Genomic DNA, 21,254 nt, shown 5'->3' on the forward strand with positions numbered 1-21,254 from the left:
CTAGTTTTAAATATTTTTCACACCTCGTAATCGCAAAGCATTTGAAATAACAGACACAGAACTAAAGCTCATCGCTGCTGCTGCAATTATCGGGCTTAGTAATAATCCAAAAAACGGATATAAAATTCCTGCCGCTACCGGAATTCCAAGGGAATTATAAATGAATGCGAAAAATAAATTTTGCTTGATATTCCGCATCACCTTCTCGCTAAGATTACGCGCACGGGCAATACCTGTTAGATCTCCCTTTACCAGGGTTATTTCTGCACTTTGCATGGCTATATCGGTTCCTGTTCCCATTGCAATACCAACATTTGCAAGTTCTAATGCTGGTGCATCATTAATACCATCTCCTGCCATGGCTACAATATGACCTTGCTCCTGCAAGGCTTTTACTTTATTATATTTATCTTCCGGCAAGCAATCTGCCACAAAACCATCCAATCCGAGCTCCTTAGCTACTGCTTTTGCCGTTAGTTGATTATCACCTGTAAGCATATATACTTTTATTCCTTTAGCTTGCAGACTTTTTATGGCACTTGCGGATGTTTTCTTAATACGATCAGAAACACTAACAACTCCCTCTACCCGATTATCAAGAATCAGATACATTACTGTTTGCCCTTGAGATTGCCAATCTTCCACTAATTTTCTTTGATCGCTAGTTAGTTCTAACTTGAAAGAATCCAGCAATCTATCATTACCCAAACCTATTTGATTTCCATTATAAACAGCCTTTACACCTTTACCTGATAAAGATTCAAACGATTCAATTTTTAATAAATCCAAATTTCTTTCTCTGGCTCCGGCAACAATTGAAGCTGCCAAAGGATGCTCACTATTATAATCAACAGAAGCAGCAAGGGATAACACCATCAAATCACTTAAATCGCCAAAAGATTGAAAATTATTTAAACTTGGTTTTCCCTCCGTTATCGTACCCGTTTTATCTATTATTAGCGTATCAACCTTATTCATCTCCTCTATGGCACGAGCATCTTTCACTAAAACTCCGGCTTGAGCTCCTCTTCCTGTTCCAACCATAATCGACATTGGTGTAGCTAATCCTAATGCACAAGGACAAGCGATAATCATAACAGCAACGGCATTTACAAAAGCATATACATAAGCTGGTTCCGGTCCCCATACTGCCCAAACTACAAAAGTTAAAATAGATATGGATATTACTATCTGAACAAAATATTTAGCAACAATATCAGCCAATTTTTGAATCGGAGCTCGGGAACGGCTTGCTTTATTTACCATATCAATTATTTGAGCAAGTAAGGTGTCGCTACCAACTTTTTCTGCTTTAAATTCAAAGGCAGTTTGTCCGTTTATGGTTCCAGCGGTAACCTTATGTCCTTTTTCCTTATCTACAGGCATTGGTTCTCCTGTGATCATGCTCTCGTCAATAATTGCTGTCCCTTGAACAATTACACCATCTACAGGAATTTTTTCACCCGGCTTTACTTTTAATAGATTACCAACATGCACATCCTCTAACGGAATTTCTCTTTCCTCTCCATTCTCTACCAACCTGGCAACGGGAGGAACCAATCCCAACAAGGCTTTTATTGCAGAATTCGTTTGGCTATGAGCACGAAGCTCCATCACCTGACCTAAAAGAACCAAACTTAAAATAACAGCAGCTGCTTCGAAATAAAGATGAACATTACCATTTTCTTTAAATTGAGCAGGAAATAAATCGGGGAAAATAAGTCCTATTACACTAAATAAATAAGCAGATCCAACACCTAAAGAAATTAATGTCCACATATTTGGTGACCATCTTCTTATGGAATTCCATCCTCGTTTAAAAAAGTCACCACTACAATATATTACAACCGGAGTTGCCAGAATAAATTCAATCCAACCCCAAAATTTTTTAGAGGCAACACTCTCCAACTGAAGAAAAGGGAAAAATTCGGACATCGCAATGATAAATACCGGTAAACTAAAAATAATAGCGATCCAAAATTTCTTTAGCATATTTTGGTAAGCACTATCTTCCTCACTCTTAACTGAAGAGGTAACCGCAATTAGATCCATACCACATATAGGACAATTACCGGATTGGGATTCTAATATATCAGTATGCATCGGGCAGGTAAAAATCGCCGGTTTCGGCGGGGTTTGTACCACTTGTTCTTTTAATAAATGCATACCACAAACTGGGCAATCACCCGGTTTATCATATGTTTTTTCACCCTCGCAATGCATTGGGCAATAATATTCTCCAGATGTTTTAATTGGCTTACCGTCACCCACATTCTCGTGAGCACAATGCGGACAATCAGATTTTTCAGTTTCCTTCTTCTTTAATTCTGAAATTTCTACCAAATGCATATGACAAACCGGACAGTTTCCCGGATTCGTATACTTTTTATCACCTTCACATCCCATAGGACAAGCGTAATGTTTTTCGGTATTTTTATTCATGACTTAAAATTGTTAAATGAAAAAATCTGATTGAAATTATATTGATTTCCTTATGGAACACTCATCAGCATCATTATTAAAGATTCTTTTCAAAGCCTATACAGATTTTATGACTAGCTCGAGCTTTGCCTTAATCTCCTTCGCAATACTCTCAAGATTAGGATTTTCGACAGCTAGCATAGAAGCTATTGGATCTACCGCCGAAACTTCAACAATACCAGAAACATGTTCCTGTAAAACAATATTACATGGAAGCATTAATCCTATTTGATCCTCCAATTGCAGTGCCTTGTATGCGTAGGGAGGATTACAAGCACCAAGTATTTTGTATTTTCGAAAATTAACATCCAATTTTTCTTTTAATTTCTCTTGAATATCAATCTGAGTTAAAATACCAAAACCCTGTTTTCCCAGTTCTTCCAAAACTTTTTTCTCAGCACTCTCAAAGTCAAGTTTTACTTCTTTACTAATAAAATATTTCATCTTCAAAATTTTTAATCGATTACCTTAAATAAATATATAATTTGAAAAATAAAGATTAAACCAAAACCTTCTCAGCACAATAATAATTTCCAAATGGATTACAATCGTATCTTATTCATTTACAAAACTTAACTAAATGGCTAAGATGCCTTCTTCATCAGTTCTTACCTTATACACATTATCGACAGGAGAAACAATAATCATCCCATCTCCCGGATACCCGGTTCGCCCATTTTTCCGAATTACATCGATAACTCTTTCAACATGTTCTGCGGCAACTAATATTTCTAATTTTACTACACGATACGCTTGTGCAAATGGGTATTTTTCGCTGATATGCTCTTTTTCACGATCGGAATATTGTCCAGTACCTTCGCATTCAACAAATGTCATACAACAAAATCCTTCGCTTTTTAGGCTATCATATACTTCTTCAGCTTTTCGATGTCTTATATATGCTTTTATGAGTTTCATATTATTTATTTTAACATTTACTAGATTTCTATTTATTAATCAATCTCCTCACTTCTATCAATTTCACAACTTTCTGTAAGATCGCAATGAGAACAGCCACCTTCATTATTCGATTTATCATCTAAATGACAGGAATGTGCTGTAAACTTTGCTTTGGGGTCAAATAACATTTTTATTCCAAGTGCTAAAACTACAATTGCAACCAGAATAACAGATATAATTAATATTTTCAGAAACATAATAATTGAAATTAATTATTTCTTACACCACTAAATTTCATTTGAGTATTAGAATTCCCATCTGTAAAATGAAAGGTGTAATCAAAAGTATGCTGACTCATATTAAATCCACCAAAATGCTCATCTCCAGCTTGATGTTCATCATTTAAATGGTGCATCCATTCAGTTTCATTATTATTTTTATCACTCATCATGCCTCCCGACATATGATTTCCACCTAGCATATGACCGTACATATTTTCAAAATCAGTACCTGTAATACACACCATAACACTATCCTTATTTTGATAATAATTCAACATGTACGTTGTATCTAAATCTCCACCATAACAATGCACTTCTATCTGATCTCCCATCGAAGTTATTTCAGCGACAGCATCACTTGTTGTATTAAAAGATTTAGTTTGACCAAGATCTACACTAGTTAATGTGCCGATATAAGTTCCATCCAGATCATTTATTTTTTCATTTCCTTCGTTATTACATGCAAATAATGCAATACTTGCAATTGCTATAATTAAATTTCTTGTTTTCATATCCTTATACTTTTTTTAATTATTAAAATAATATTGAGAAAACCTTACCGATTTGCTCCATGTAGTCTTTTTTTAAAAGTTGTTAAGAACCTAAAAAAATTAGATTTAACTTTATCTCTTTTCATTTCCTCCAATCCCAATTCACTTACCATAATAAGGATTTGTGATTCATTTAGAACTGATGAGTCGTAAACCAATTGTATCCTATTTTCCATACAATAAATATCAGTTACACCATCAACACCATTAAAAAAAGAATAAACTACCTCAATTTCGAATCCACTTATTTCCTGATTTGCATAGAATTCAAAATTTCGTATCCTGCTACTCATTTTTATTTTTTTTTATTGGAAGATTATAAATAAGTGTTTCATCACTATTGTCAAAACGCCTACTAATATGTTTGTATATCAATAATTTATCTCTAACATCACCAGGCACAATTTCCATTTCATTACTATCATACACTCTCAAAATTGATTCTCCTGATTCGGATACAATATTAAGTGTGAAGTTAATTTCACCATATCCAATAGCTGGATCCTCTGTATTCTCAGGAATTGTCTGAACAACGCAAGAATAAACTACTTCAACGCTATCATTACTATTAAATACATGTTGGGATATTTGTTTTATTTCATCCAAAGAATGATTCTTAGGAAGAGGCAAATGCACGGTACGCCATGGAGTATTATCTAAATTTAATATGCTTACAATTTGATTCTGTCCGTCATACCTAACGTATTTATATTCCCCGTTATCAAGTTGCATAGACTTATATCTGGTATTTACGGTTCCTTGATATTTTACTTGTGCCATACTAGTACTTACACAGAATAAAACAAGTGCGATAAGAATTAGTTTTGTTTTCATGATTAATGTTTTAACAGTTAAACATTCAATTACATATATTGAATTTGAAAGATGTTGAATACACAATATTCTATCCAATATTTAGAAAGTATGAATTAAGTTTCATCTTCAAATAAGGGAGGAGCATTACGCTCCATCCCAAATCAAAACCTAATTAATCATTTCTTTAGTCTCTCCACAACCAAGCATTTCATCGCCTAAATATGGATTTCTTATTTCTTTGCTATCACTAAACCAATAGGCTCCCTTATCCTGATTTGCCATTGGACAAAACTGATAATAGGTAGTTACCTTAGTTAATCCAAATGTTTTAATTGCCTTATAAAAAGCCTGATTAAAAGCTACAAATTCATTTCTTTGTTGCTTAATATCTGCGTTCTTTACAATTATATTGGTAGTTTTCATTAATAGTGGCAACACTTCCATCCAGTCCATATGAGCATCTCCTTTCAACAATTCCATTTGAACTTTTGCAAGCTTTTCTTTCACAACGGTGGCTGCCGTTTGCACTTTACTTGCATCGGAAGTAATAAAAGCATCTTTCATGTTCAAATATGCTTTATAAACGGCAGTTAGTTGCTTCTTGAATTTCACATCTACTTTTGTGACATCCGCTGTCATTTTCACGCCTTTATTTTGCTTGGCTGACATTGGTTTTGAAGCGCCGCCCATATTCATTTTCGACATATCGTGTGGAGTTGAACCAGCACCACCTTCCGGATTCATCATACTAGGGAGCCCTTGTAGTTGTGCTGCTGCATCAATTTTGAATACTCCATTGGTTGCAATTTCTTCTCCTACTTTCAAGCCATCTGCAATCACATAGAAAGCACCTGATTCCGGTCCAAGAACTACTTCACGATATTGAAAGGTTGGATTCTCACGATTGGGAATTTTCACATATACAACAGCTCTTTTCCCGGTCCATAAAATGGAGGATTTAGGAACTAAAATTGCATTCGCTCTGGTATTTCCCTCAGAACTTACAATACCATTCAGAAACATCTCCGGTTTCAAAGTTCCTTTCTTATTCACAATCTCAACACGTATTTTTGCGATTCTCGTTTTCGGATTGATGAATGGGTCGATATAACTTACTTTGGCACTAAAATTCTTTCCAGGAATTGCCTGAACCGTAAAATCAATCTTATCATTCATTTTTATCCATGCTAAATCGCTTTCGTAGGCATCAAACATACCCCAAACTTTACGTAAGTCAACCACCTGAAAAAGAGCATTCCCTTCTTTCACGTAATCTCCTAATGCAACGTGGCGCATGGTTACAGTTCCTGTGATAGGAGATAGAATATTAAAATACACCTGTGGCTCCCCCTTTTCTTCAATAGCTCTAATTTGATTATCAGCAAGATCCCATAATTTAAGTTTTGCCTTAGCAGCTTTGTAGAGAGCGGGACGACTTTCTTTTAGGTTGATAGCCTCTAATAATTCTCGTTGAGCTGTAACTAATCCCGGAGAATATAGCCTTGCTAATTTTTGACCTTTTACTACTTCCTGACCTGTAAAATTCACAAATAATTTCTCAATTCGTCCGCCAAAACGGGCTGTTAATTCAGCTATATTCCTTTCATCAGCATGGATTTTTCCTTGTAGAAACACTTTCTTCTGAGGAATTCCATTTACAACTTTTACTGTTTCAATATCCGCAAGTTTCGCAGCTGAAGCAGTCATAACTATTGCATTCGGAATTGCTTCCTCCTGACTAGCTCCTGCCTTAACCAAGGGAATTAAATCCATAGAACAGATCGGACATTTCCCAGGTTTATCCATTTTTATTTGAGGGTGCATAGAACAAGTCCATGTTGTAGGATCAGCCGATTCGTGATTGTGACCTTCGTGACCTGCAATTTCTTCGTTATTCTTAATCGATTCACCGCCCTGATGAAAAAACAACCATCCTAAAAAGATTCCTGCTATCAAAACTCCTATAATAAGTTTTGAATTTTGTTTTATATTCTGAATTATATTATTCATAATGATTTAGTATTATTTTCCCATTAAATAAGTTACGAATGCTATAGAGGCCTGTTTATCAGTTTTAGCTTTTTCTTTTTCAAGATTAAATTTCAAGGCTTTTCGTTCCATTCTTAATATTTCCTCGAAATTCTTATTCCCTGTAGCATACTCCGTTTCCAATAGACTCAACGAATTATTGGCAAGCTTCAACTGTCTTTCGAACAAATCTATTCTTCTATTTGCATCCAGATAATCCTTCCATATTTTTTCAAACAAGCTTTCCAATAAATTTGTTTTATTGATCTTCTCGTTAGTTTTCGCAGCCTCCAAATAGACAACTTCTTTCACCATTGCCTTATATTTCCTTCTATACAGAGGAATACTCACTCCAACTGAAGGAAAAACAAAAGCATCCTTTCCTGCCAAATTCTTCTCCCCCTTACCTATAAATGTATAGTCCAATCCAATCTTAAAAGAAGGTTTTCCCATTAAGCCAGCGACCTCGCGCTTATATTGCAAAGCAGTTTGTTGAAAATCGAGTTGTAATAACTGATGGTTGAATTGTTTTATCGAATCCAAGGCTATTTCCCGTGAAAAAGCAATATCATCCGTTCCCAAATCTTCTGGTAATACTACTTTTGCCATCTCCTCCACATTCAATAAATTGTTGAAACGGATCTGCAACACCCTTCGTTTATCTTTTAGAAGTGCCAATTGATTTTCCAGCTCGTTCAATTCCATTTCAATTCGGTATTCATCCACCAAAGAGACTAAGCCAGCTTCAACTTTAATCGTTGCCAGTCTTTGAAAAGTTTTTAGTATTACAATATTATCCTGAGTAATAATTTCCGCTTTCCTATTGAAATAGAGATTGTAATAATCAGCTTTTACCTCCTGAAACAATTTTGATTTGCTTTCTTCAAATCGTTGGTATTTCGATTTAGCAATTTGAATGGCTGCATTTTCTTTTGCTTTTAATGTACCAAACCAGGGAAACATCTGCGAAGCCGAAATTTTAAACTGTTGCGGACCAACCCGTGTTTCAACAGGATTAATAAAATATGCAAAAGCAACTTGTGGGTCTGGCAGAGCCTTCACCTGAGGTGCTACCTCCAGTGCAGCCATATACTCATCAAATTTTGCCTTCAAGTCAGGGTTGTTCCCAGCTGCAGTTTTCAAGTAAACATCAAGGGATTCTTGAGCACTAAGCACGGTTGATATCAACAAGAAGAACAATCCTATTATTAATTTTAAATTCCTCATTGTATTATGCTTTTAGTTTTTTCAATTCTTTTTTCACCTTTGATTCTTGCCACATACAATACAAAACCGGAACGACAAACATGGTCATTACCTGTATCAGCATTCCCCCAAATGAAGGAATAGCCATCGGTACCATAATATCTGATCCTTTCCCAGTTGATGTTAACACAGGTATTAATGCTATTATAGTGGTTGCAGCCGTCATCATTGCCGGACGAACCCTTTGCGATCCTGCCTCTAAAACAGATTTTCGAATTCCCTCAATGGTTTTGGGACGATTCCGTTCGAATACTTGTTTCAAATAGGTTCCCACAATCACACCATCATCGGTGGCAACCCCAAACAAGGCTATAAAACCAACCCATACGGCCACACTCAAATTCACTGTTCCCATCTGAAACAAATTGTGAATATTAACCCCGGCAACATCAAAATTCAGGAACCAGGACTGCCCATACAACCAAATCATGGTAAAACCACCTGAGAAGGCAACTAATATTCCCGAAAAGGTCATCAAGGAAACGGTTACAGATCCAAATTGGAAATAAAGAATCAAGAAGATTAGGATCAGGGAAATAGGAACAACAATCATTAATCGCTTGGTAGCACGAATTTGATTTTCGTAATTACCAGTAAAAATGTAACTCACTCCTTTTGGCAATTCAAAATCACCTGCATCCATTTTATCATTGAGATATTTCTGTGCATTCTCTACCACATCAACCTCGGCATATTCCGGTTTTTTATCGAATATCACATAGCCAACTAAGAAGGTATCCTCGCTTTTTATCAATTGAGGACCTCTCACATAGTGTATTGTTATTAATTCTCCCAATGGAATTTGTGCGCCGGTAGGAGTTGGAATTAGTATTTTCTTTAAATCCTCTGGATTATCCCTAAATTCTCTGGCATATCTCAAACGAACCGGAAAGCGTTCTCTACCTTCAACAGTAGATGTTAATTGCATTCCTCCAACCACACTACTCAAAATAGTCTGAAGGCTTTTAATGCTTAAACCATAACGAGCTACCTTATCTCTATTAATTTCCATTTCGATATATGGTTTCCCAACAACACGATCTGCAAATACAGACATAGGTTCTACTCCTTCTACCTGTTTTAGATCTTTCTCAATCTCATAACCCACTTTTTCTATAGTCTCCAAATCGGGTCCAAAGACTTTAATTCCCATTGGCGCACGCATACCTGTTTGCAACATCACCAACCTGGTTTGAATAGGCTGTAGTTTTGGTGCAGAGGTCAATCCCGGAATTCTTGCTCTCTTGATAATATCCTTCCAAATATCATCCGGCGAATGAATTTCATCCCGCCACTGACGGAAATATTCTCCATTTTTATCACGAATCAATTTTTCTTTGCCAATAAGTTTAAAACCTTCTTTTGTTGGATCATAGTTTGTACCATCTTTTAGGACAAAAGCATTCTCCTTATTCACCTTAAATCGCATTCGGTGACCATCTTCATTGAGAATATATTCTGATTTATAATTGATCACATTTTCGTACATAGAAGTAGGTGCAGGATCGAGCGCAGAACTAACACGTCCCCACTTTCCAACTACACTTTCTACCTCAGGAATGGAGTTTAATCTTTTGTCCAACAATTGAATCACATCCAAATTTTCAGCAATACCGGAATGCGGCATCGTGGTTGGCATCAAAAGGAATGATCCTTCATCCAAGGAAGGCATAAACTCCTTACCAACACCGGGGAAAGTTTTTTCTGCCTTTGCCCAGAAAGTAGTTTCCTTTACAAAATCAGGCATAAATCCAAACATCTTATTCACTCCCTGCCAAGCCATGATTCCAAACAGTACAACAACAATAGGAATCATTAAGAATTGCCATTTATGCGCCAAACACCATTTTAATATGCGGGCATAAAAGTGTACAATAGTCATTAGTAGACCAAGTATGACTCCTACCATCACAATCACAAAAAGGAAATTAGCTACAAAACTATTCTGAGCACCTAGTGGCATCCAAATCTTAGCTAAAAAGAAGATAACAACACTTAGGGTAAGCAATATATTTATCAGGTTGGTATTTTTCCAGGGGAAAATAGGTATTATACTTTCCGTGATATTATTAATTGCTACAGCTACCAATATAATGGCAATCCAATTTCCGGTAAGAATGAGTAAGCTTATTCCAACAATACCCAGAATGATATTAAGAACACAATTAACCTTTTTCTTATCCAATCGAATGGAAAAAATGAGGTTCGCCAGAGTAGGAATAAAAATCAGTCCAATAAACAATGCCGATAACATGGCAAATGTTTTGGTGAAAGCAAGTGGCCTAAATAATTTCCCTTCGGCTGCTTGCATAGCAAAAACCGGAAGAAAACTGACTACTGTAGTTGACAAAGCCGTGATGACAGCACTAGCAACTTCAATTGTAGCATCATAGATAACAGTAAGCAATTCCTTTCCTCGGACACCAATATTTTTGGCCATGTCCAAATGCCGGATAATATTTTCGGTAAAAACAACACCCACATCTACCATAACACCAATAGCGATTGCGATACCTGATAGTGCTACAATATTTGCATCTACTCCAAAATGGCGCATCACCACAAAAGTCATCAACACACCTATTGGCAATAAACTGGAGATTAGGAATGATGCTCGTAAATTCATCACCAAGACAATGACTACGAGAATACTAATTAAAACCTCCAACGAAAGTGCTTCCTCAAGAGTTCCCAATGTCTCTTTAATTAATCCTGTTCTATCATAGAATGGAACTACAGTAACCTTAGAAACTGTACCGTCAGCTAACTTTTTGGAGGGTAGGCCAGGCGCAATTTCAGCAATTTTCTCTTTTACATTTTTAATTGCCTCCATGGGATTGGCACCATAACGTGCAACCACAACTCCACCTACGGCTTCAGCTCCTCCTTTATCCAATCCACCACGACGAGTTGCAGGTCCAAAATGGATTTTTGCAACATCTTTCAATCGAATTGGTACATTATTATGCACTGCAACTACACTCTGTTCCAGATCTTTTAAACTTTTAATATATCCAATTGCTCTAATTAGATATTCTACCCGATTAAACTCGAGAGTACGAGCACCAATATCAAGATTACTATTCTTAACGGCAGCCATAATCTGAGTAACATTCACCCCGTTAGCCTTCATGGCATTTGGGTCAATATCTACTTGATATTCTTTAACAAAACCACCAATAGACGCTACCTCTGCAACCCCTTTAGCAGCGGTAAGAGAATAACGCACATAAAAATCCTGAATGGTACGCAATTCTTGCGGATCCCAGCCACCTGCAGGATTTCCATCCTTGTCTCTACCTTCTAATGTATACCAGTAAATTTGTCCCAAAGCAGTTGCATCCGGCCCTAGGGAAGGTGTAACTTCCACGGGAAGCGTACCTGCTGGTAAGGAATTCAATTTCTCTAAAATTCGGGTTCTACTCCAGTAGAAATCTACCTTTTCATCGAAAATAATATAGATGCTGGAAAGACCAAAGATAGAATTGCTTCGAATGGTCTTCACCCCGGGTATTCCTAACAAAGAAGTAGTTAAAGGGTATGAAATTTGATCCTCAATATCCTGTGGCGACCTTCCTGGCCATTCTGTATATACAATTTGTTGATTCTCCCCGATATCGGGAATGGCATCCACAGGTACAGGATCGCTTGGCAAAATGCCGGTTTCCCAACTAAATGGGGAATTTACAATTCCCATTGCAACTAGTACGATTAATACAATAAACGTAACTAATTTGTTCTCTAAAAAGAACTTGATGATTTTATGAAGCATATTAATCCTCTTATGATTTGAATACTCTAATAGGATGAATTCTATACCAGAATCTCATAATAACATGCATTGAATTTAAATTTACTCTCCTATGGATAATATGCAAACCGTTCTTTGCAATCCTCTATTAAGCTTTTTTGTCTGCTAATAGAATTGTGAATTGAAAAATTACACTGCTAACTTATTTAGCTATTATCAGGAAATTTTAAATGAAATGCAGGATTATACTTGGAAATACGAAAGGACAGAACTCTCCCACTCTCGCGTCCCAAATAGAGCAATACATCATAAACGATAAATCTGCAAACTGGAAAGTACGGTTTGAATTTTGGGTGGTGGAATCAGGCGATTCACTATATTCCACTTCTCTTGAACCAATTCTTCTATTACAACTAGTTCTATTGAAGCAGGTAGATCAATTCCCATCTGATTAAAATCAAAGGAATGAAAAGCTAAGGTGAAGTTATCCTGAATCTTAACAGTGAAGTTTTCATTGTGGCAACAACCAGAATCTCCTGTTGATTCACAGCAGGAACTAGCTGCAGTCTGTACAGAAATATTTTTGAGGTTATTACCACAATAATGCGAGGATACAGTCATACCTGTTGTTACAACGAACAATAGGAAAGCAAATACGATATGACTGATTCTTTTAAGCATTATTATATCTGTTAATAGTACAAATATAGGGATTGAATTTTTAAGAGATGTGCACAATTTTAATTAATGTGTACACAATTCATGGCTTAATCTTTATGGATTCTATGAATTGGGCTTCGATCTTTCTTCTCATTTTTTGCGTAAACTGTTGGAGAGAATCCTACAATACCACTAAATTGTCGTGAAAAATGCTGGCTGGAACTATAATTTAATTGAAGGGCTATTTCACTCACATTTAATTCTCCGTAGGAAAGTAATTCCTTTGCTCGCTCAATTTTCTGCAGTATTAAATATCTTTCGATGGTGATTCCTTCTGACTCGGAAAACAGCTTACTTAGCGAGGTGTAGGACTGCCCTATAAGTGATGGGAGTTGTTTACTCAAATGTCCCATCTTATCCGGATTATCCTGATAATGTACCAATTGAATGATTTCGTTCTTTATACGTTCCACCAACTGCAAATTCTTATCATTTAAAAGCTCAAATCCCAGTTGTTTCAATTTAGTTTCCAAAACCAGCAACTCTTCAGTTCCTAATTCTTTTGTCAAATTTACCTCTCCCAATTTTACTTCGGTAAAAGCAATTCCTAAATCACGCAATGTCTCTTCTACAGCCATGATGCATCTGGGGCACACCATATTCTTGATATTTAATCGGAACGTTTCCATTGAAATCTATTTTTTATAAGTAATTCTATCGATACAAGTGATCTTCTATCGAGGTACGTTCTAATAAACTACTAATTTCTGAATCTTCAAAACGAAAAAGTCAATTCATCTAATCGATAAAAATTACATTACTACTAAAGGAATAAAGCATAAGTATTGAATTCCTACGGGTTCTGTATCTTTACAATCTTAATGCGACTATCAATGACAAGAAAAAGATCCTGGTTTACAAATCAAAAAAAAGTATTGACAGATTTATGGATTCAGCAATTATGGCGATATCCTAATCGTTTGTTTGCCCTAAAAGCGGTAATAGCAATGGGAATCTTAATTATTCCTTTTGTCTTAACGGGATTCTCATTTTTAGGCGTAACACTAGGTTTAGGTGCATTAGCCGGAGCTCTATCAGAAACCGATGACCATCCGAAAGGAAGGATAAAAGCGCTTATTATCACCATTATTAGTTTTGCCATTTCAAGTCTTTCTGTCGAGATATTACGCCCATATTCTATTCTTTTTGGAATTGGCTTAATCAGTTCCACCTTCAGCTTTATCATTATTGGTGGATTAGGAGAACGATACCGTGGAATTACCTTTGGCGCTTTATTAATTGCCATTTATACGATGCTTGGATATGATATTTCACCCAACTGGTATTGGCAACCAATACTGCTATCAGCCGGAGCCTTATGCTACGGTTTATTGTCTCTTCTGCTTTTAACCTTTAAACCAAGCCGATTATTGGAAGAACAACTTTCACAAGGATTCGAGGATCTTTCCCTTTATATAAAAGAGAAGTCAAGGCTATTTCCCAGCGAAACAAAAGCACAAGAAAAAATCCGAAACCGATTAGCTGGCCTAAACATTCAATTGGTAAATACGTTGGAACGTTGTAAAAACGTGATTAATAGTTATGCGGATGCTTTAGATGATCAGAATGAATTACGGCCCTATCTGCATAAATTTCTACTCCTGCAAAGTCTGCACGAACGAGCCGCCTCCAGCCACGAACGGTATGATTTATTAAGCAACGATCCCGATAATCGGAAGATTTTGGAAGGATTAGGACAATTGCTAGTTCAACTCTCCCTGGCATGTCACGAAGTATCCAAAAGTTTAGTGATGTCAACTCCTTATCATCATCCCATATCGATAAGATGGACTGTATCAGCACTTCAAAATCAAATGAAGCAACAGAAAGCAGCAGGCAAACGAAATGAGTTAAGTTTACTTCTCCGGAATTTAACTCAGTCGCATCTCTCTTTGCAGAATATGAATTATAATACCGATACAGGTGTACTTCCCAGGGTGGATCGGGATAACAGATCTGTTGGAGAGCGTTTTATGGCTCAAATGAGCTGGACTCATCCCCGTTTGCGGTATGCTATTCGTTTAAGCACCTGTTTTTTGATTGGATATCTTTTAAATGTTTATCTGAATCTTGAAAAGGGAGATTGGATTTTACTTACCAGTCTATTTGTTTGTCAGCCCAGCTATAGCGAAACCCGAAGAAGGCTATTTCAAAGAATATTGGGAACAATAAGTGGTGTGGTTTTAGGCATAATTCTAGTGCAACTGCTCCCAACCACTGGAGGGCAACTTCTTTTGATGCTTGCCTCGGCATTTGCATTTTTTGTTTGGCTGAAAAAGAATTATGCTATTTCGGTTGTATTTGTAACTACGTTTGTGATAGCAGCTTTCAACCTTATCGCTGGCAAGGGAATTGTTGTAATGGTACCCCGTGTCATGGATACTATTATTGGTGCAACACTGGCAATTGCTGTTGTTCGATTGATGTGGCCCGATTGGCAATACAAGCGACTTCCTGGATTGTTGACAGCAGCATTAGAGCGCAATAAAAATTACTTTAGCACTATTTTAAAAGAATATCAAGTCACACAAGAAGATGATCTAAATTATCGAATTGCAAGGCATCGTGCTCATCAGGCAGATAATGCTTTAGTATTGGCCTGGCGCGGCATGAAACTTGAACCTAAAAAAAGACAGAAATTCCAGAAACGAGCCTTCTCCTTAACCTATCTAAATCATGCACTCCTATCCTATTTGTCTGCTTTGGGCGCGCATCGAAATCTTAATCATTATATCGGCAAAGATGAAATGCAGATGTACCAAAAAGTAGAATGGGAGCTTGAAAAAGCCATAGGAGCCCTTCAGGATAATAATCCTTGCGACTCCACCCTTGGCTTACACGACTTTCTGGAGGAGCTGGGACAAGAATTAGCAGAAATGGAAAAAGGAACCCAACGTCAAAAACTAGTGCTCCTGTATAATATTGCAGAAGTAACAGAACAACTGATACGAGAGGCATCTTTAATTCTCGAAGAATAAATCGACAGCAATTAACTAATAAAATATCGCCCTGGATTACTGGTAGTCAATTTTTATGTTTGGTGTTTGTGCTAAGGACTGACAGGTAAGAATAAAAGCCTTCTTTTTATCTTCTGAACTCAAAGCAATAGATGCTTTCATCTTTACTTCACCCTCTAATAATTTTGCCTTACAAGAACCACAAATACCACTTTTACACGAGTATGGTGCAGGTGCTCCAATTCTTTGCAGCCCTTCCAAAATGGTTTCATCTGCCTCTAAACGTACCTGATAGTTTTTATTTCGGATAGTGGCACTTACGCTTGCATTTTCAACAAAAGCCAATCCTTCATCATATTGCAGAGAGGGAGCAGAAAAGTATTCGAAATGAATTATTTTAGTTGGAACTCCCATATCGATAAGCGTATCCTGAACAGTTTGAATCATTCCTTCGGGGCCGCAGATATAATATTCTACGTCTTGAGTTCTTAGTGGATTATCCGTTATAAAGGCTTCCACCATACCATCATCGATTCGCCCCCTTTTCCCTTCCCATGGAGCAAGTGAAAAATCCAAAAATCGGGTGGAAAGCGTATGAGTAATTATCAATTGTTCCGGATATTGCTCTTGCAAGATCGCTAACTCATCATAGAACAAAATGTCGGCTAGAGTTCGATTTCCATAAAGCAAATAAACATAGCTATTTGGCTCTACCATAAGAATCGATTTTATCATGGAAAAAATGGGAGTAATTCCACTTCCAGCAGCAAATAGGTAATAGTTTTTATGCGCATTTTTTACCGGATTAATTGTAAAATCTCCAAGAGGATTAGAAACCTCCAGTTTATCCCCAATTTTTAAACTATTGGCAACAAATCTGGAAATAAAACCGTCCGGATGAGTTTTCACCGTTACTTGGTACAAATCTGATTCATGAGGAGAATTATGCAATGAATACATTCTGCGTTCTTCCACTCCATTTAGATAGAAACGAAAACAGAGATGCTGACCAGCTTGAAATTCGAAAATAGACTTCAGGTTCTCAGGTATTTTAAAACTCAAAGTAGTGGCCTCCTTAATTGGCTTCTCTATTCCTACTATCCGTAGGTGATAAAATTCTTGTTCCATAAATTTCTATTTAGTTACTGATAATCCTTTGGGAATATCATTCCAGAATGATTAAAGAGACATAATTGATCAATTCATTACATTCATTTAATCTAAAACTATAAAATTCAGGCCGAACTAACATCATTTATAATTTTAAAGTAGAGGATATAAATACGAAAAGCCCAGGTACTACCTGAGCTTTATTATTAATATTTTTAAATCAATATTGTCCTACTAAATTGGCGCTTCGCCCAAACCCGACTTCATTTTTTAGCTTAATCCAAAAAACAGAAGCAAAAAAGATCAAGGCTACTTATTAAATACCTTTCTTATTTGCCTCAAGCTTAAGTGCGGCCGGGTGATTTTCGAACAAAGTTCTCAACTTCCCGGTCTTACTAAAGCTTTCGTAAAACAAAAGCTATTTAATAAAGATGCCATTTGTCAGCTGCTCAAAATAATCCCTTTATTGTGTTGTTAGCTATAAACATCTTTTGTGCAATAAAAGATACATCTTAAACTAAAATATTTTAGGACGATATTATTTTAAAATAAAGATATTATTCCCAATCCAAAATTACTTTTCCACAATTGCCTTCTTCCATTATATCGAATCCTTTTTGGAAGTCAGCAGCCTTAAATCGATGAGAGATCATTGGCGATAAATCCAATCCACTCATCAACATTTGCTCCATTTTATACCAGGTTTCGAACATCTCACGACCATAGATTCCTTTCAACTGAAGACCTTTAAAAATGATTTTAGTCCAGTCAACCTTAGTTTGAGATGGCAAAATACCCAATAAGGAAATCTTACCAGCATTGTACATGTGATCCAACATATCGTTGAAGGCAGCGGGAGCACCCGAGCATTCCAAACCAATATCAAAACCAATCATTCCCAATTCCTTGATTACATCATCCAAATTTTCTTTCATCGGATTGATTACACGATCGGCACCCATTTTTTTCGCCAACTCGATACGATAAGGATTGGTTTCAGTAGCCACCACATAACGAGCACCTGCAAATTTTGCAATAGCTACACACATACTACCGATTAATCCGGCACCGGTAACCAAAACATCCTCTCCAATTACAGGAAAGGAAAGCGTGGTATGCGTTGCATTTCCGAATGGATCCATTATTGCTAGCAACTCATCATCGATTTGATTGCTCATTTTCATGAGATTTGAAGAAGGAATAGCAGCATATTCGGCAAAGATACCATTGATATTTACACCTATACCCACGGTGTTTTCGCACACATGTTTTTTACCTCTTCGGCAATTACGGCAATGTCCGCAAGCAATGTGTCCCTCGCCGGTAACACGATCTCCAATTTTAAACCCGGTAACCCCGGCACCAATCTCAGCAACCTCCCCAACATATTCATGACCGATAATCATAGGGGTTTTAATGGTGTTCTGCGACCACTCATCCCATTTGTAGATATGTAAGTCGGTACCACAAATTGCAGTTTTTCTAATTTTTACCAAAACGTCGTTCACTCCTATAGTAGGAATGTCAACTTCTTCCATCCAAATGCCTTTTTCAGGTTTGGCTTTTACAAGCGCTTTCATTTTAGCCATCGTTGTTTATATTATTTTTGTTGTTTTAAGTACTTAATTCACTATAAATAGGGCTGTTGTCCTTTTGATGAATCATCCTCCAAAGTAAAAAAAGTAAATTGTAATTTCAATAAGCCTTTCGGGAAATAAATAAAAAATAATTCATCTGTTTCTATTAAACTCTGACAGGAATTACGGACTCCTATACCCATCAGAGTCCCCAAACCTGACGGAGTTTTTCCTATTTTAACAACTCTTGTTATCATTCCCTACTCTGACGGGTCACACCAACTCAGTCAATTTAAGAAAGGACAAGCCGGTATGCTGGTAGTGAAAAGAAGTTTTTATGCTTATTAATGCTTCTATTGAAAGAAAAATAAGCCTATACAAAACAGGTGTAATTACTATACCATAAAAAATGACTAGATATCTCAACAGAAATATTCCTTTAACAAAACGAATAAACCAAAGAATTTGATGATAAACAAGACAAACAATAATTCATGGTATATAAATTTGCTTACCTAAAATTAAAATCATCTTATCATTTTATTTTAATTCTTCACATTAATTAATTTCGACACAGTGTTAAATTCCATAAAAATTTAACTCACTAATAAACTTGACACAGATTTCGCTTTTTTAAAACCTAAACTTTACTTAAATTCGAAATTGTTTTTGAAATGGGAGGTCATTTTGATGTCCGGTTCAGAACAAAAAGGTAACCCATCGGCTAGTCATCAACCGGCAGACTTTGACGAGACAAACTGGAAGAGGAGGCCGATGGGCCCTCGAATATACAACTAAATCGTAATATTATTAGACTCTGGTTCTAATTCACACTCAAGTAAATAATTATTAGGGCAGATAAGTTTATAGAAAAAATTACAACCAATCTATAATATTGCTATTTAAAAATCTTGTTGATATGACAATAAAATATAAAGTCATAGAAAGAGGCCAACCAGGCGTTGTGGGTGGTGGCGAGAAAAAATTCTATGCAAATACAATTAGTAATGGTGAACTTACACTTGAAAAACTAACCAAACGTATTGCTCAAAACAGTACCGTTGGTGGAGCAGATATCCGTGCGGTATTATACGCAATGGTAGAAGTCATGCAAGATGCCCTGGATGAAGGATCAATCGTTCGTCTTGGCGATCTGGGTAGTCTTCGTGTAAGTATTAGCAGCAATGGAGAAACCTCTAAAGATGAGGTCAACACACAATCCATTAAAAATGCTAAAACCATTTTTACTCCAGGAAAAGAATTAAAGAAAATGCTTAAAAATTTGGAGTACGAAAAGGTAGAATAATACTCAATCTTACCTGCCCTAAAAAGCGTGCTTATGTTTTTATAAAAACATCCTTACGTTTTCATTAAAACATGCTGAGGTTTTTATAAAAACCTCAGCATGTTTTTTTTAATTAGTTATGTTTTTGCAAATCAGAAGATTCATAAACAATTCTTTTTCTACTATATCTCACTATCCTTCCAATTGGCAAATTTCAAGTAGAGCAATGACGCAATTGCCAAAAATCCGGCATAAAAATATTCCGAAAGCCAAACGCCTGCTATAGAAAGCTGAAGCACCTGAATTAAAAAATAAACACCTGACAGATAACAGGAAAGAACAACAATCTCGATCATCATAGCGTGAAAAGTATTACCGGTTCCGGATACTCCATTAAATAGTGTTATTGCCAGCGGAAATATCATGGCTGCACCAAAAATCACATATAAAACAGGTTTGGTTTCGGCAATAAGTGCAATTTCGTCGGTGTAAATTGATATTACCCAATTGGGTTGCAATAAACTAATCCCTACCAGTGCAAAAACACAAAGCGTTGACATTTTAATGGTTCGCCAAATAACAGGCATTACTTCCTTATAGTTTCCTTCGCCAATAACCTGACTCACCAAGGTATTTGCCGCCGAAGCGAAAGCCCACACCGGCACCATTATCAACACATAAATACTTCGGATGATATTGGAAATTGCCAATTGTCTCTCTCCCATTTTCTCCACCAACAGAAAGAAAACAAACCAACAGCTTAGTGCCAAAAAGTTTTGTATCATCATCGGAAAGGATACTTTTAATAAACGGGAATACAAATCCCAATCAATCTTCTCAAATCCGAATAAAGCGTATGTTTTTACCGGAACCTTTTTTAAGGTATAGATGATAAAATAGACCAACACACAAACTTCGGCAATCACCGAAGCCAAAGCAGCACCCTTAATTCCCATTTCCGGCAAACCAAATTTCCCGAAAATTAATGCGTAATCGAAGAAAATATTGATAATAGCCATAAAAGCCGTACTCCAGCTTATTACTTTAGTTTTGGCAATACCGATATAAAAAGCCCGGAAAAGCAAATTAACACAGGCAAATAAAATACCCCATGCACGAACCGAAATATAATCCAGGCTAGCTTGGTAAATAGCATCTGAATTTACAATTGCCTTTAGAATTGACGGGGCTTGTATCTCCATAAATCCGAGAAGCAGAATAGCCAAAACAATTAAAAAATAAAGTGCATGATCGAATGTCTTTCCTATTCGCTTATGATTTCCTTCTCCAAACCTTCGGGCAATTACAATCTGCGTACCCAGACCAAAGCCCCAACCTAACATTACTATGGCAAAATAAAAGATAGTAGCAATTGCAGCAGCACCCAGAGCAATTTCACTCAAATGCCCCAAAAAAGCTGTATCGGTTAGCGCAATTATATTTTGTGCCACACTCCCTAAAATAATGGGATAGGCAATCTTCCAAATATTTTTATAGTTGGTTTGTATGCTCACGTTAAGTTTGGATTAAA

Annotated in this window: 17 protein-coding genes; 2 read left to right on the top strand and 15 right to left on the bottom strand. The window is 36.5% G+C overall.

Features of this window, described 5'->3' with window-relative positions; all coding sequences use genetic code 11:
- Positions 1–6 precede the first annotated feature (6 nt).
- From DLK05_RS02575 to DLK05_RS02630, 12 genes are all read right to left on the bottom strand, one after another.
- Positions 7–2,442, bottom strand: coding sequence for a copper-transporting P-type ATPase (locus DLK05_RS02575; protein ID WP_127342422.1), 2,436 nt, complete (start codon positions 2,440–2,442; stop codon positions 7–9).
- Positions 2,443–2,538: 96 nt separating this feature from the next.
- A complete protein-coding gene (locus DLK05_RS02580) occupies positions 2,539–2,925 on the bottom strand; it encodes a DUF302 domain-containing protein (protein WP_127342423.1) in 387 nt (128 codons plus the stop codon).
- A gap of 132 nt (positions 2,926–3,057) precedes the next feature.
- A complete protein-coding gene (locus tag DLK05_RS02585) occupies positions 3,058–3,399 on the bottom strand; it encodes a P-II family nitrogen regulator (protein ID WP_127342424.1) in 342 nt (113 codons plus the stop codon).
- 35 nt (positions 3,400–3,434) lie between these two features.
- Positions 3,435–3,638: a hypothetical protein gene (locus DLK05_RS02590; RefSeq protein WP_127342425.1), complete on the bottom strand. Its 204-nt coding sequence runs from the start codon at positions 3,636–3,638 to the stop codon at positions 3,435–3,437.
- An 11-nt stretch (positions 3,639–3,649) separates the two neighbouring features.
- Entirely contained in the window at positions 3,650–4,174 is a 525-nt protein-coding gene (locus DLK05_RS02595) for a hypothetical protein (RefSeq protein WP_127342426.1), read from the bottom strand.
- A gap of 44 nt (positions 4,175–4,218) precedes the next feature.
- Positions 4,219–4,506: a hypothetical protein gene (locus DLK05_RS02600; protein WP_127342427.1), complete on the bottom strand. Its 288-nt coding sequence runs from the start codon at positions 4,504–4,506 to the stop codon at positions 4,219–4,221.
- A complete protein-coding gene (locus DLK05_RS02605) occupies positions 4,499–5,047 on the bottom strand; it encodes a hypothetical protein (protein ID WP_127342428.1) in 549 nt (182 codons plus the stop codon). The genes DLK05_RS02600 and DLK05_RS02605 overlap by 8 nt, the downstream gene beginning before the upstream one ends.
- Positions 5,048–5,197: 150 nt before the next feature.
- Complete coding sequence (locus tag DLK05_RS02610) at positions 5,198–7,039, bottom strand: efflux RND transporter periplasmic adaptor subunit (RefSeq protein WP_127342429.1); 1,842 nt, start codon at positions 7,037–7,039, stop codon at positions 5,198–5,200.
- A gap of 12 nt (positions 7,040–7,051) precedes the next feature.
- Positions 7,052–8,284, bottom strand: a complete 1,233-nt coding sequence (locus DLK05_RS02615; RefSeq protein ID WP_127342430.1) for a TolC family protein — start codon at positions 8,282–8,284, stop codon at positions 7,052–7,054.
- A gap of 4 nt (positions 8,285–8,288) precedes the next feature.
- Positions 8,289–12,095, bottom strand: a complete 3,807-nt coding sequence (locus DLK05_RS02620) for an efflux RND transporter permease subunit (RefSeq protein WP_127342431.1) — start codon at positions 12,093–12,095, stop codon at positions 8,289–8,291.
- A 285-nt stretch (positions 12,096–12,380) separates the two neighbouring features.
- Positions 12,381–12,755 (bottom strand): HYC_CC_PP family protein, encoded by a 375-nt coding sequence (locus tag DLK05_RS02625; protein WP_127342432.1) that lies wholly within the window; start codon positions 12,753–12,755, stop codon positions 12,381–12,383.
- Positions 12,756–12,841: 86 nt separating this feature from the next.
- Positions 12,842–13,423 carry an AraC family transcriptional regulator gene (locus DLK05_RS02630; RefSeq protein ID WP_127342433.1) on the bottom strand — a complete coding sequence of 194 codons (582 nt, stop codon included), beginning with the start codon at positions 13,421–13,423 and terminating at the stop codon, positions 12,842–12,844.
- Between the two features lie 204 nt (positions 13,424–13,627).
- On the opposite strand from DLK05_RS02630, the gene yccS reads away from it, so the two are divergent.
- The gene (gene yccS / locus DLK05_RS02635; RefSeq protein WP_127342434.1) at positions 13,628–15,772 is read left to right on the top strand and encodes a YccS family putative transporter; all 2,145 of its coding nucleotides are present in this window, start codon (positions 13,628–13,630) and stop codon (positions 15,770–15,772) included.
- A 36-nt stretch (positions 15,773–15,808) separates the two neighbouring features.
- On the opposite strand, the gene DLK05_RS02640 is transcribed toward yccS, so the two are convergent.
- Positions 15,809–16,879, bottom strand: coding sequence for a 2Fe-2S iron-sulfur cluster-binding protein (locus DLK05_RS02640; RefSeq protein WP_127342435.1), 1,071 nt, complete (start codon positions 16,877–16,879; stop codon positions 15,809–15,811).
- Positions 16,880–17,418: 539 nt separating this feature from the next.
- On the bottom strand, positions 17,419–18,450 hold the full coding sequence (gene tdh, locus DLK05_RS02645) for an L-threonine 3-dehydrogenase (protein WP_235831943.1): 1,032 nt from the start codon (positions 18,448–18,450) through the stop codon (positions 17,419–17,421).
- 907 nt (positions 18,451–19,357) lie between these two features.
- On the opposite strand from tdh, the gene DLK05_RS02650 reads away from it, so the two are divergent.
- A complete protein-coding gene (locus DLK05_RS02650; RefSeq protein WP_127342436.1) occupies positions 19,358–19,744 on the top strand; it encodes an HU family DNA-binding protein in 387 nt (128 codons plus the stop codon).
- 161 nt (positions 19,745–19,905) lie between these two features.
- Here the strand turns inward: DLK05_RS02650 and DLK05_RS02655 are convergent, their stop codons facing one another.
- Complete coding sequence (locus DLK05_RS02655; RefSeq protein WP_127342437.1) at positions 19,906–21,237, bottom strand: MATE family efflux transporter; 1,332 nt, start codon at positions 21,235–21,237, stop codon at positions 19,906–19,908.
- Positions 21,238–21,254: the final 17 nt, after the last annotated feature.

It is taken from the genome of Ancylomarina longa, from assembly GCF_003996985.1.
GTDB classification, from domain to species: Bacteria; Bacteroidota; Bacteroidia; order Bacteroidales; family Marinifilaceae; genus Ancylomarina_A; species Ancylomarina_A longa.